At 43.3% G+C, this 13,019-nt stretch carries 11 protein-coding genes; 7 read left to right on the top strand and 4 right to left on the bottom strand.

What is annotated here, in order from left to right; genetic code table 11:
* Nucleotides 1-57 precede the first annotated feature (57 nt).
* A complete protein-coding gene (locus JZY04_RS04790; protein ID WP_044300593.1) occupies nt 58-1,422 on the bottom strand; it encodes an MATE family efflux transporter in 1,365 nt (454 codons plus the stop codon).
* A gap of 113 nt (nt 1,423-1,535) precedes the next feature.
* Between JZY04_RS04790 and JZY04_RS04785 the strand changes: the two genes are divergently transcribed.
* From JZY04_RS04785 to JZY04_RS04765, 5 genes are all read left to right on the top strand, one after another.
* The gene (locus tag JZY04_RS04785) at nt 1,536-2,192 is read left to right on the top strand and encodes an HAD family hydrolase (RefSeq protein ID WP_370635090.1); all 657 of its coding nucleotides are present in this window, start codon (nt 1,536-1,538) and stop codon (nt 2,190-2,192) included.
* A 71-nt stretch (nt 2,193-2,263) separates the two neighbouring features.
* Nucleotides 2,264-3,259 carry a quinone-dependent dihydroorotate dehydrogenase gene (locus JZY04_RS04780; RefSeq protein ID WP_122143330.1) on the top strand — a complete coding sequence of 332 codons (996 nt, stop codon included), beginning with the start codon at nt 2,264-2,266 and terminating at the stop codon, nt 3,257-3,259.
* Nucleotides 3,260-3,273: 14 nt separating this feature from the next.
* Nucleotides 3,274-4,002 (top strand): alpha/beta hydrolase, encoded by a 729-nt coding sequence (locus JZY04_RS04775; protein WP_032542313.1) that lies wholly within the window; start codon nt 3,274-3,276, stop codon nt 4,000-4,002.
* A gap of 91 nt (nt 4,003-4,093) precedes the next feature.
* Complete coding sequence (gene panB / locus JZY04_RS04770) at nt 4,094-4,915, top strand: 3-methyl-2-oxobutanoate hydroxymethyltransferase (protein ID WP_005777498.1); 822 nt, start codon at nt 4,094-4,096, stop codon at nt 4,913-4,915.
* Between the two features lie 7 nt (nt 4,916-4,922).
* Nucleotides 4,923-6,089, top strand: coding sequence for an MFS transporter (locus JZY04_RS04765; RefSeq protein WP_005777500.1), 1,167 nt, complete (start codon nt 4,923-4,925; stop codon nt 6,087-6,089).
* An 80-nt stretch (nt 6,090-6,169) separates the two neighbouring features.
* On the opposite strand, the gene JZY04_RS04760 is transcribed toward JZY04_RS04765, so the two are convergent.
* Together JZY04_RS04760 and JZY04_RS04755 are read right to left on the bottom strand one after the other, a co-directional pair.
* Nucleotides 6,170-6,556, bottom strand: coding sequence for a diacylglycerol kinase family protein (locus JZY04_RS04760; protein WP_022011731.1), 387 nt, complete (start codon nt 6,554-6,556; stop codon nt 6,170-6,172).
* Between the two features lie 2 nt (nt 6,557-6,558).
* Nucleotides 6,559-8,772 (bottom strand): bifunctional (p)ppGpp synthetase/guanosine-3',5'-bis(diphosphate) 3'-pyrophosphohydrolase, encoded by a 2,214-nt coding sequence (locus JZY04_RS04755; RefSeq protein ID WP_122143329.1) that lies wholly within the window; start codon nt 8,770-8,772, stop codon nt 6,559-6,561.
* A gap of 107 nt (nt 8,773-8,879) precedes the next feature.
* Here JZY04_RS04755 and JZY04_RS04750 point away from each other — a divergent pair, with 107 nt between their 5' ends.
* Nucleotides 8,880-10,397 carry a DUF4301 family protein gene (locus tag JZY04_RS04750; protein WP_220577417.1) on the top strand — a complete coding sequence of 506 codons (1,518 nt, stop codon included), beginning with the start codon at nt 8,880-8,882 and terminating at the stop codon, nt 10,395-10,397.
* A 65-nt stretch (nt 10,398-10,462) separates the two neighbouring features.
* On the opposite strand, the gene JZY04_RS04745 is transcribed toward JZY04_RS04750, so the two are convergent.
* Entirely contained in the window at nt 10,463-10,708 is a 246-nt protein-coding gene (locus JZY04_RS04745) for an RNA-binding protein (protein ID WP_005777507.1), read from the bottom strand.
* 646 nt (nt 10,709-11,354) lie between these two features.
* On the opposite strand from JZY04_RS04745, the gene purT reads away from it, so the two are divergent.
* Complete coding sequence (gene purT / locus JZY04_RS04740; RefSeq protein ID WP_122143336.1) at nt 11,355-12,521, top strand: formate-dependent phosphoribosylglycinamide formyltransferase; 1,167 nt, start codon at nt 11,355-11,357, stop codon at nt 12,519-12,521.
* Nucleotides 12,522-13,019: the final 498 nt, after the last annotated feature.

The following is a 13,019-nucleotide window of genomic DNA, read 5'->3' as shown; positions in this document are numbered from 1 at the left end:
CGGTTTCACTGAAACTGAGCCTCTGTTGTATCTATACCAAGCCTCTGTTTCATAGGGTTAGAGGCTCTGTCCGGATGCTTTCTCTTTTACCTTTTTAATATATACCATCAAAATCACTACCGCTGTTATGAAAGCCAATCCGTCAGAGACAGGCATGCTGATCCATACTCCCTTTACACCATATAAAGGGGGAAGCAAAAGTAATCCCGGAAGCAGGTATACTAACTGGCGTGAGAGTGACAGGAAGATACTGATCTTAGCCATCCCTATACTCTGGAAGAAGTTTGATATAACGATTTGTGCACCTACGAACGGGAACATCAGCGTGCAAATGCGTAGTCCGGACGATGCCATGTCAATCAGTTCATCGCTGTCGGTAAAGATAGCCGAAACTGTATGCGGAAAAAGTTCACAGATAACGAAGCCGCTACTCGTAATCAATACACCGACGATGATACCCAGACGGAGCGTATGTTTCACGCGGTCAATCTTCTGTGCACCATAATTGTATCCGACGATGGGTTGCATTCCCATTGTTAATCCCATAACTACCATCACATACAGCATCAGTAGTCGGTTAATGATACCGTAGGCACCGATGGCCATATCACCACCGTATTTTTGCAAACTATTATTAATGAGGATGACGATGATACATGCCGTGACATTCATGGCGAAGGGAGACATTCCTATAGAGAAAATGCTGCCGATGATGCGTTTCTTCATCTTCCAGAAGCCCGGCATAAAGTGAACGAAACTCTCTTTGTTACGGAAGTGGCTTACTACCCATATCATTCCGATAAACTGTGACAGGACTGTGGCCATGGCAGCTCCCCGAATTCCCCAACCGAAATGGAAAATGAAGACAGGGGCGATGATAACATTGGCAATAACCGTCACCAATGATGTCAGCATTGCCTTTCTCGGATATCCGGTGGCACGCATCACGTTGTTAAGTCCGATCATGGTATAGGTGATGGGAGTTCCCAGAAGAATTACCTGCATAAAATCGCGGGCATAGGGAAGTGTACCGGTACTGGCACCGAAGAAAAACAATATCGGGTCCAGAAACAGATAAGCCAGTCCGCCGAACAGCACTGCATTCGTCAGGCAAAGCATTAATGTATTTCCCAAAACATCGGTTGCTCCCTTGATGTCTTTTTGCCCCAGGCGTATGGAGGAGATGGTGGCGCCACCTGCAGAGATCAGCACGCAGAAGGCCACGACCAGATTCATTAGCGGAAAAGTGATAGCCAGTCCGGAGATAGCCATGGGACCGACACCGTGCCCGATGAAAATACTGTCGATGATATTATAAAGTGACGTAATAGTCATTCCGATGATGGCCGGGATGGAGTATTGTAACAGAAGTTTGCCAATAGGTTCTGTGCCCAGTATACGAGGATCGGTTTGTTGTGCCATATAGTGAAGCGTTACATATTTTTAAGTGCAGCAAAGGTACAAATAATTTGCCTGATTCGATGATTATTCTGAACTTTGCCCACAGAGTTTAACAAACAGGTAAAAGAATGTTTATGGATACAACAAAGAAGATTACCGCATTATTCGATTGTGATGGTGTAATTGTCGATACAGAAGGACAATATACTGTTTTCTGGAATGAAATGGGACAAAAGTACGTAAACTATGAAAACTTCGGTTCCAAGGTTAAAGGTCAGACGCTGGTACAGATTTATGATAAATACTTTGCGGGAGAACCGGAGAAACAAAGGGACATAACCGAGGCATTGAATCGTTTTGAAATAGAAATGAGTTATGACTATGTTCCCGGAATAGTTGAGTTTATAGCAGATCTGCGTCAGCATGGTGTAAAAATAGCCTTGGTCACCAGTTCCAATACAGCTAAAATGGAGAATGTTTATCGTGCACATCCCGAGTTTAAATCCCTTTTTGATGAAATATTGACTGCTGAGCGTTTTAAACGTTCTAAGCCCGATCCGGAATGTTTCTTATTGGGAATGACGATTTTCGGTTCCGATTCAAAAGATTCCTATGTGTTCGAAGATTCATTTCATGGTTTACAGGCCGGCAGAGCATCCGGTGCCACTGTTGTCGGATTGGCAACTACAAATCCACGCGAAGCTATTGCTGATAAGGCAGACTATGTGATAGACGATTTCAAAGGAATGACTTACGAAAAGCTGCTGACTATAACTTCACGTTATATCTGATAAGAAAGATTGAATAGTATCTCAGGGAAGAATCCCTTAGCTTTGCATGGTATTTAAAAAGAGAGAAAATCATGTATAAGCATACGATTCGCCCTGTTTTATTTCTGATGGAACCCGAAAAGGTACACACCTTGTTGGTTTCCTTCCTCAAATGTTACCGGCATTTGCCATGGTGCAAATGCTGGATACGTCATCTCTATACTTGTTCCGACAAACAGTTGATATGGAACCATCTTACTTTCCGAAACCGTATCGGCCTGTCGGCTGGTTTCGATAAAGGTGCCGAGGTTTTTGATGAATTGGCCGATTATGGTTTCGGATTTATTGAAGTCGGTACTGTCACTCCCGATGCCCAGGATGGAAATCCCCGTCCCCGTATTTTTCGCTTACCTCAGTGTGAATCTTTAATTTCCCGTACAGGTTTCAATAATCCCGGATTGGATGTTATTAAACGCCGTCTTGAACAGAAACACGGTTCATATGTTTTAGGTGTAAATATCAATAAGAATCCCTCTTCGGAAGGCGAACAAGCTGTGGCAGACTTTTTGCATTTATACAAAGAGTTATATCCTTATGCCGGCTATTTCACGCTTAATTGGGGATCGGTGGATATTGCTCTGATGAAACGGGTACTCAAAACGCTGGCTGCTTTTCGTCTGGAACAGAATATACATGTTCCGGTACTTCTCAAACTTCCTGCCGATATAACAGAAGAAGGAATGGATGATGTGATCGACTGTACTCGTCTGTACCGGGTAGATGGAGTGATAGCTACCGGACCTACCATGGAGCGTACTTGTTTAAAAGGTTATTCGCCTGCACAATTGCAGAAGATCGGAGCCGGTGGAGTCAGTGGACGCGGGATAGGGGAGAAGTCATTAAAAGCCGTCGGCTATTTGCGTGCCCATGCCGGAAAAAGCCTTTTGATAGTAGGGGCAGGCGGAATTATTACTCCCCCCGATGCCCGTCGAATGTTGGATGCGGGGGCCAATCTGATACAAATCTATTCTTCGTTTATTTACGAAGGGCCGGGCATAGTGAAAAAGATGATTCAGGAAATTAAATAATAAGGAATAAAGTTATGGAACAGAGTTTTATTGAATATTCATTAGGAAAAGATACTTCTTCGGCTACTCTTTGGGTTTATCCGGCTCGTAAGCCAGGAGGTAAAGCCATTATTATGTGTCCCGGTGGCGGATTCAATCAAGTAGCTTCAGATCATGAAGGTCGCGATTTTGCCGTATGGTTTAATAATCTGGGTATCACATATGCCGTACTGAATTATCGCATGCCTCATGGTGATGTTGAAGTGATTCGTGAAGATATTCGTGAAGCGATTCGCCTGATCCGCCGCCAGTCGGCAGAGTGGGGAATCCATCAACTGGGTGTTATGGGAGCTTCTATCGGAGGCTATATTGCTGCTACTGCCGCAACTCTTTATACCGGGACCGACCGGCCCGACTTTCAGGTATTGCTTTATCCTGTTATCAGCATGAACGACCGACTGACCCATTTGCCTTCACGCGGACGTATGTTGGGAGAAACTATTCCGGAAAGTCTGAAAGAGACATTATCTCTTGAACTTCATGTCACAGCCGATACTCCTCGTACATTCATTGTTTTGGCTGAGGATGATCAGGCGGTATCTCCTCTCAACAGTATTGTCTATTATACAGCATTATTGAAACATGGGGTTTCTGCCGGACTGCATATTTATCCGGAAGGCGGACATAGCTTCGGATTTCGTGATAGCTTCATATATAAGAAGTTATGGACTGATGAACTGCAAAAATGGTTGCTGACCTTTTAATGCGGACGCGCTAATTTATTCGCTTTTACTTGTATGGTATGAATTAAAAGTTATACCTTTGCGCCCGATTTTTAATTTAAAAAGATTGGATATGGCTGGTTATATATCAGATGACACAAGAAAAGTGACGACTCATCGCCTGATCGAAATGAAGCAAAGAGGCGAAAAAATATCTATGCTTACTTCGTATGACTATACTATGGCGCAGATTGTAGACGGTGCCGGTATCGATGTTATCCTTGTAGGCGATTCTGCATCAAATGTGATGGCAGGCAATGTAACTACACTTCCTATTACTCTCGATCAAATGATTTATCATGGTAAATCGGTTGTGCGCGGTGTGAAGCGTGCAATGGTAGTAGTCGACATGCCTTTTGGTTCTTATCAGGGAAATGAGATGGAAGGGCTTGCTTCGGCTATCCGTATTATGAAAGAGAGCCACGCTGATGCTTTGAAACTGGAAGGCGGCGAAGAGATTCTCGACACTGTGAAGCGTATCCTGAGTGCCGGTATTCCGGTGATGGGACATCTCGGACTGATGCCGCAATCTATCAATAAATACGGTACATATACCGTTCGTGCCAAAGATGATGCAGAAGCAGAGAAGCTGATTCGTGATGCACATCTGCTTGAAGAAGCCGGATGTTTCGGGCTTGTGCTTGAGAAAATTCCCGCAGCATTGGCCGCCCGCGTTGCAAGCGAACTGACTATTCCGGTTATCGGCATTGGTGCCGGTGGCGATGTAGACGGACAGGTATTGGTTATTCAGGACATGTTGGGTATGAACAATGGTTTCCGTCCCCGTTTCCTTCGTCGTTATGCCGACCTCTATACGGTGATGACTGATGCAATCAGCCACTATGTTTCGGACGTAAAGAACTGCGACTTCCCGAACGAGAAAGAACAATATTAATTGTCGTATGGCAACTAAATTATGGACATTGCATTTTATGCGGATATGCCTTGCTAATTTATTGTTGTTCATATCCCTGTACCTGTTGTACCCTGTGCTTCCGGTAGTGATGGCTTCACGTTTGGGCGTGCCAGTCAGTCAGACGGGGGGAATATATATACTTTTTACGCTTGCCATGTTTTTTATCGGCCCGTTTCATGCGTATCTGGTCGATGTTTACAAGCGAAAATATATATGTATGCTTTCGTTTGGGATAATGGTAGCGGCGACTGCCGGTTACACACTTGTGCAAAGTGCCACACATCTGTTGTTGCTTTGCTTGGTACAGGGAATCTCCTTTGGAATGGCTGCTACGGCAGGCATTACATTGGCCATTGATGTCACCAATTCCACTTTTCGCAGTGCCGGCAATGTAGTCTTTTCTTGGGCAGCACGTCTGGGGATGATTATAGGGACAGCGTTGGGAGTGTTTTTATTCCGGACACATGGCTTTGAAACTCTGTTATATGTTTCTGTCGCATCGGGAGCCTTGGGAATGCTGTTTGTGTCGAGGGTATATGTGCCTTTCCGTGCACCAATAGGGATGAAGGTTTGTTCGATGGACCGTTTTCTGCTTCCCCGTGGATTTATTCCGGCATTTAACCTGATGTTGATCGCTTTTGTGCCCGGATTGTTGCTTCCTGTGCTTGCCGGTGCGCCAAGTGATGTGCCGGTAGGAGGTGAACTGATACCTTTCTTTGCTTTGGCCGGAGTCGGTTTTCTCTTGTCAGTAATGGTGGTGAGACTGTTTTTCCGTTATGATAACAAGATATGGCTGCAGATAGTCACCGGGTTGATAACAATGATCGGAGCGATGGCTTTGTTGTTTTCTCCTGAAACCGGTTGGAATGTCCCGGCAGCAATATTGATGGGATTAGGACTTGGATTGGTTACTCCGGAATTCTTGATGATGTTTGTCAAGCTGTCTCAACATTGCCAGCGTGGCACGGCCAATACGACTCATTTACTTGCATGGGAACTTGGAGTCGGCTTAGGTATTGCATCTGCCTGTCACTTACATCTCACAGCTAATGAACATGTGGTTTGTCGGGTAGGATTGTTGGCGGCAATCGTGGCTCTGGCTTTCTTTGTCCTGATTACATATCCTTATTTTAAAAGGAAGAAGGTGAGATAAACGATATATGTATATCTGAAAAACAGACTCCGTAGTTTGGTGATGAATTGTCGCAAAACTACGGAGTTCGTTTTTATTGTCTATCCCATGTTGCACAATAAAACCGCAAGCACATAAGGCATGAAGATAATGACTCCTATGATGGCGGCAACTATGGCACATATCAGCACTGCACCTGCCGCAATATCTTTCACATCACCTGCAATCGGATTGTGTTCCGGGGATACGAGGTTGACTAATCTTTCTATAGCTGTATTGAATCCCTCCGCTGCCAATACCATTCCGAAACAAAGTATGATGGCTATCCATTCGTTCCGGGTGATACCGAAGTAAAATCCGGCGATTGTTACTGTGATGATTGCCACACAGTGTATCCAGGCATTATGCTCTTTGCTTACAAAACTCCGAATGCCTTTCCAGGCATATCCGAAGCTTTGTATCCTTTTTTTTATACTGAATTTTTCCATTCTCAGTTTCTGCTAACCTGTTTTACACCTTTCACTGTGCGTAGCTTTTTAATCAGTGCCTCCAGTCGTCCGGTGTCACTCACCATAATGGTCAGTGTGCCCGAGAAGAGTCCGTCGTTCGAATCAATTCCAATGGAACGCAGTGAGATGCCATTCTCTTTTGATATGATAGAGGTGATATTGGTCACAATACCGATGTCATCATGACCCACTACACGGAGTGTGATCGGATATTGAGTACCTTCCGATTTTCCGGCCCAGCGTGCTTTGACAATACGGTATCCGAAACGTTCGCGCATCTGTCCCGCATTGGGGCAGTCGTTGCGGTGAATCTTGATACCTCCGGATACAGTGACAAATCCGAATACGTCGTCTCCATATATGGGGTTGCAACATTTGGCCAACTTGAAGTCCAGTCCTTTCAGGTTTTGGTCAATGACGAGTACATCCTCTTTAGTGACAGTGGTTTCGTCTATCTGGTTTTGCAGGTTGTATTCTTCGGCACTGCGGTAGATCACTTCATCACGTTCACCGTCCCGTTTCTGTTGTTCGATGTATTTATCCAGAATGTCGTTCACGTCAAGCACTTCGTCGGCAATATTCTGATAAAACTCTGTCACATTCTTGAATCCCAAGCGTTTGATCAGACGCATCATTACTGCTTCGTCATATTCCATCTTCCGGTTTTTGAATTTCCGTTCCAATGTTTCTTTGGCGAAATCGTGCTGGCGTGCCACCATTTCCTTCAGGGCCTGGCGGATCTTCGTACGGGCTTTTGAGGTAGTGACAATGTTCAGCCAGTCCTGTTTCGGAGTCTGTGTGTTCGATGTCATAATCTCTACCTGGTCTCCGCTATTCAACTTTTGTCTCAGCTGTACATTTTTACCGTTTACCTTTGCACCGATGCACTTACACCCCAATTTGCTGTGAATGTGGAAAGCGAAATCGAGTACCGTAGCTCCTTTTGCCAGTTTGAAGAGGTCTCCTTTCGGCGTAAACACAAATACCTCGTCTTCATACAGATCCAGTTTAAACTGATCCATCATTTCCAGGTCGTTTTCTGTATTCTCCAATGCTTCGCGTATTGAAGTCAGCCATTCGTCCAGCCCGCTTTCACCTTTCACACCTTTGTATCTCCAATGTGCGGCCAGTCCGCGCTCGGCTATCTCGTCCATACGTTCCGTACGGATTTGCACTTCGACCCATTTTCCTTCCGGCCCCATTACAGTGATGTGCAATGATTCGTAACCATTGCTTTTGGGAACCGACAGCCAGTCACGCAGACGTTTCGGATTAGGTTGATACATATCCGTCACAATGGAGTAAGCCTGCCAGCATTCCTGCTTTTCTTTTTCGAACTGGGATTCCAGAATGATACGTATGGCAAACAAGTCATACACGTTTTCGAACTGGCATTTCTGTTTCTTCATTTTCTGATAGATGGAATGAATGGATTTGGTGCGTCCTTTCATGTGAAAATGCAGTCCCGCTTCCTCCAGTTTCCGTTGTATCGGAGCGATGAAGTTGGCAATATAACGGTCACGTGACTTTTTCGTCTCGTTCAGTTTCTCTTTGATGTGGTAATAAATGTCATGTTCGGTGTACTTCAATGACAAATCTTCCAGCTCCGATTTCAGTTTATACAATCCCAGTTTGTGAGCCAACGGAGCGTACAGATAGGCGGCTTCATTAGCCACTCGTCTGCGGGCCTCGTCATTCTCGGCATCCTTTATTTGCCGCATCACGTTTACACGGTCGGCAATCATGATCAGGATCACACGCATGTCTTCGGCAAAAGACAACAACAGGTTACGGAAATTTTCCGATTCGATAGTCGGACTCTTATCGTAAAGGTCATTAATCTTAATGAGTCCCCGGATAATTCCGGCTACATCTTCGCCATACTCCTGTTGAATATATTCTATTGTATACGAGTGACAACGCACCGGTGTGTGTAACATGATACCCAGAATAGATGCCCGTTTCATACCGATTTCTTCGGCCACGATTACAGCAGTCTGCATATCTTTGATGACAGGATTCAGACCAAAACTGTCCCTTTGCATCACATTGTTCTGTGTGGAGTCGATAAGGTGCTTTTTCAGCTTTCTGCAGTCTCCTTTTTGTAAGGTTTCTCCGGTGAGGCGCAGTAGTTTTTTGTATAGTGAGAACAATAATTCTCTCTCTTCTTTCGTAAAGAATTCATCTCTTTCCATAAGCAGCTCAAATTTATCGTCGGTAAAGATAGTTTTTTTCCGGGTTTTGTAGGGTGTCCTCTTCCTTTTTTTGTATTTTTGGGCATGAATTAATAAAATTAGATAGTATGATAACACCTGAAGACAAAGAATTGCTTGCCCAAAAAGGCATTTCGGAAGTACAAATCGCTGAACAGTTGACTTGTTTCCAAAAAGGCTTTCCTTATTTGAAATTAGATGCTGCCGCATCTGTAGAAAAAGGTATTCTGGCTCCCGATGCCGAAGAACAGAAAGCTTATCTCGCAGCCTGGGATGCTTATACCAATTCTGACAAAACGATTGTAAAGTTTGTACCCGCTTCGGGTGCTGCCAGCCGTATGTTCAAAAATCTTTTTGAATTTCTGGATGCTGACTATGCTGAGCCGACTACAAAGTTCGAACAAACGTTCTTTGCCTCAATTGAGAAATTTGCTTTCTATGATGATCTGAATACTGCTTGTATGAGGATAGAAGGTAAAGACATTCCCGGTTTGATTGCAGATGGCGACTACAAGGCAGTTGTTTCAGGATTGCTGAACGTAGCGGGATTAAACTATGGTGCACTTCCGAAAGGTTTGCTCAAGTTCCATAAGTACGAAGAAGGCTCACGTACTCCGCTTGAAGAACATTTGGCGGAGGGTGCTATGTACGCTGCCGGTAAAAGCGGAAAGGTGAATGTCCACTTTACTGTTTCAACCGAACATCGTGAACTCTTTAAATCATTGGTAGCCGAGAAAGCCGATGCCTTTGCCAAATGTTATGGAGTAGATTATAATATTAGTTTTTCCGAGCAGAAACCAAGTACCGATACGATTGCCGCTGATATGGAAAACCAGCCTTTCCGCGATAATGGCAAGCTTTTGTTCCGCCCCGGTGGTCATGGAGCACTGATTGAGAACCTGAACGATTTGGATGCGGATGTGATTTTTATTAAGAATATAGACAATGTCGTTCCGGACAGATTAAAAGGTGATACGGTGCTTTATAAGAAATTGATTGCCGGTGTACTTGTATCCCTCCAGAAGCAGGCTTTTGAATATCTGGAACTTTTGGATAGCGGTCGTTACACACACGAACAGGTAATGGATATTCTGCAATTTGTGCAGAAGAAACTTTTCTGCAAGAATCCAGAAACGAAGGATCTGGAAGATGCTGAACTGGTCATCTACCTGAAGAATAAATTGAACCGCCCGATGCGTGTTTGTGGTATGGTGAAGAATGTGGGTGAACCGGGTGGCGGTCCGTTCCTTGCTTATAACAGTGACGGAACGATTTCATTGCAAATCCTTGAAAGTTCACAGATCGATATGAATAATCCGGAAGCTAAAGAAATGTTTGAGAAAGGTACCCACTTCAATCCGGTAGATTTGGTTTGTGCGGTACGTGATTACAAAGGACATAAGTTTGATCTGGTAAGATACGTGGATAAAGCCACAGGCTTCATATCTTATAAGTCGAAGAGTGGTAAAGACTTGAAAGCTCTTGAGCTTCCCGGCTTGTGGAATGGTGCCATGAGTGATTGGAGTACGGTATTTGTGGAAGTACCACTTTCTACATTTAATCCGGTGAAGACGGTAAATGATCTGTTACGTGAACAACACCAATAGTCGAGGGGGAAATAAAAAGGGATGTCAATTGACATCCCTTTTCTCTTATTCTATTGCTTATCAGATCAGTTTCTTGGTAAGGCTTCTTTTACTACCATCGGACGACCGGCATATTCTGCTCCGTTCAATTCTTTAATGGCATTGCTGGCTTCTGAAGATTCCGGCATTTCAACAAAAGCAAAACCTTTAGATCTTCTTGTTTCGCGATCTGTTATCAGTTTTACTGATTCTACTGTTCCATACTCTTCCATAACTTGTCTCAAATCTGACTCCTTAACATTATAGCTAAGATTTCCAACGTACATATTCATAAATATACAAAAATAAAAAATTAATAAAATAACAATAAAGCTTTAGGAAGTGTAAATCAGAAATGAAAGTTCTCAATGCGAACATTGAGGAAATACATGTGAGAGTTAGACCAATAAAAACCTCTTATTGTTTGGTTTTGCAAAGTAAGGCATTAATTCCGGATAATATGCTATATTCGGTTCTTTTCATCCTTTTAAATATTCTTTTTTGTGTAATTAGACCAATAATTAACACTTTATTTCGGCCACCCATTTTTGTATTTGTCTCTATATTAGAAATTATTTTATGCCGTTTATGAAGTTAACATCCTGTTGTATACGATGTTAATAACGTAATTATACGAAGTTAATATCGTAAAGTCGAGAAGTTAACTTCCTGCAAATACGATATTAACTTCGTATAATCCCTTTCTATGTGTGTTTTAAGTAGTTGAAAATCAGAGGTGTTTTGTGAAGTGGAAATACTCCATTCATCTTTTAGGAGGAGAATTTTCTTTTGAATATGTTTTGCAGACCTTTTACTGGTTAATCATTTTTTATACTGTTCCCTTTTTCTCCCCTTTATTGCAATCATTTGGTAGCTCGTTCGGGATTTATTGGAAGAAAAGTAGTATTTTTGCGTCATTATATCTTAAAATATTCAATCATGAAGAAAATACTTTTACTCGGATCGGGCGAACTGGGAAAGGAATTTGTAATTTCTGCTCAACGTAAAGGTCAGTACACCATTGCTTGTGATTCGTATGCCGGAGCACCTGCTATGCAAGTAGCCGATGAATACGAAGTTTTCGATATGCTGAACGGTGAAGAACTGGAGCGTACTGTAAAGAAACACCGGCCGGATATTATCGTCCCCGAAATTGAAGCCATCCGCACGGAACGTTTATACGATTTCGAGAAGGAAGGCATTCAGGTAGTGCCGAGTGCCCGTGCAGTGAATTATACCATGAACCGCAAAGCCATCCGTGATTTGGCCGCTAAGGAATTGGGGCTGAAAACTGCGAAATACTATTATGCTAAATCGTTGGAGGAATTGAAGGAAGCTGCTGCGAAGATAGGTTTTCCCTGTGTTGTGAAGCCTTTAATGTCATCATCGGGCAAAGGGCAGTCGCTGGTAAAAAGTGCTGCTGAGTTGGAACATGCCTGGGAGTATGGTTGTAGCGGCAGCCGCGGAGATATTCGTGAACTAATTATTGAAGAGTTTATCAAATTCGATAGTGAAATAACTTTGCTCACGGTAACTCAGAAGAATGGTCCGACACTATTTTGTCCGCCTATCGGACATGTACAGAAGGGAGGAGACTATCGTGAAAGTTTTCAGCCCGCACACATTGACCCGGCACATCTGAAGGAAGCGGAAGAGATGGCTGAAAAAGTAACCCGCGCATTGACCGGTGCCGGATTATGGGGAGTTGAATTCTTCCTGAGTCATGAAAATGGGGTTTACTTCTCAGAACTGTCTCCGCGTCCGCACGATACAGGAATGGTAACATTGGCGGGAACACAAAACCTGAATGAATTTGAACTTCACTTACGTGCCGTATTAGGATTACCCATTCCGGGTATAAAGCAGGAGAGAATAGGAGCGAGTGCTGTTATTCTTTCACCGATTGCCAGCCAGGAACGTCCGCAGTATAGAGGCATGGAGGAAGTTACCATAGAAGAGGATACCTATCTGCGTATATTTGGTAAGCCATATACACGTGTGAATCGCCGTATGGGGGTAGTACTCTGTTATGCTCCGAACGGTTCTGATCTGGATGCTTTGCGTGATAAGGCAAAACGAATAGCTGATAAAGTAGAAGTATATTAAATACGGAGATTTCTTTCTAAAAATCCAATAACAGGTCCTTGTCGCTTAAGAGGTGGCAGAGACCTGTCTTTTTATTAGTCTATGCCTCTGTCTTTTTCTCCTCTTTTGCAATTGTTAATACTCTGCCCGGTTAAGTCTGCAGAGACCGAAAAATGACTCTCAAACACAACTCTCTTTTATCAATATAAAACTCGTTGCATGTTGTACTATCTAACATTTGACTAATTGACTGAAAACACTATAGGTACTTGAAAACTCGATAGGTCGCCTTGTTAGATTGAGAACAGTGCCTATTTGCCTGAACATGCTTTGTATAACAGTAAAAAGGGCACTAATAATGTTCATTTTCGCGTCGCTGTAAGTTTAATGAATGTTATCTAAAGAGAAAATATAGAAAAATGGTACAACGGGAAAAAAAAGTTTCTACATTTGCGAAGTTGTTTGTTTAACTATCTGTGTGAACAAAACCGAATATCGAACGTTATGTTAATAGTGAAA

Origin of the sequence: Bacteroides sp. 11BF (assembly GCF_019633765.1) — a bacterium.
Classification (GTDB): Bacteria; Bacteroidota; Bacteroidia; order Bacteroidales; family Bacteroidaceae; genus Bacteroides; species Bacteroides hominis.
The sequence above is the reverse complement of the archived record's forward strand: the minus strand, read 5'-3'. Positions and strand labels throughout refer to the sequence as shown.

Bases quoted from the DNA above. Each gene is read 5' to 3' on its own strand.
- JZY04_RS04785 (WP_370635090.1), top strand. From the start codon at position 1,536: ATGGATACAACAAAGAAGATTACCGCATTATTCGATTGTGATGGTGTA.
- panB (WP_005777498.1), top strand. From the start codon at position 4,094: ATGGCTGGTTATATATCAGATGACACAAGAAAAGTGACGACTCATCGC.
- JZY04_RS04745 (WP_005777507.1), bottom strand. From the start codon at position 10,708: ATGAATATGTACGTTGGAAATCTTAGCTATAATGTTAAGGAGTCAGAT.
- JZY04_RS04760 (WP_022011731.1), bottom strand. From the start codon at position 6,556: ATGGAAAAATTCAGTATAAAAAAAAGGATACAAAGCTTCGGATATGCC.
- JZY04_RS04780 (WP_122143330.1), top strand. From the start codon at position 2,264: ATGTATAAGCATACGATTCGCCCTGTTTTATTTCTGATGGAACCCGAA.
- purT (WP_122143336.1), top strand. From the start codon at position 11,355: ATGAAGAAAATACTTTTACTCGGATCGGGCGAACTGGGAAAGGAATTT.
- JZY04_RS04750 (WP_220577417.1), top strand. From the start codon at position 8,880: ATGATAACACCTGAAGACAAAGAATTGCTTGCCCAAAAAGGCATTTCG.
- JZY04_RS04790 (WP_044300593.1), bottom strand. From the start codon at position 1,422: ATGGCACAACAAACCGATCCTCGTATACTGGGCACAGAACCTATTGGC.
- JZY04_RS04755 (WP_122143329.1), bottom strand. From the start codon at position 8,772: ATGGAAAGAGATGAATTCTTTACGAAAGAAGAGAGAGAATTATTGTTC.
- JZY04_RS04775 (WP_032542313.1), top strand. From the start codon at position 3,274: ATGGAACAGAGTTTTATTGAATATTCATTAGGAAAAGATACTTCTTCG.
- JZY04_RS04765 (WP_005777500.1), top strand. From the start codon at position 4,923: ATGGCAACTAAATTATGGACATTGCATTTTATGCGGATATGCCTTGCT.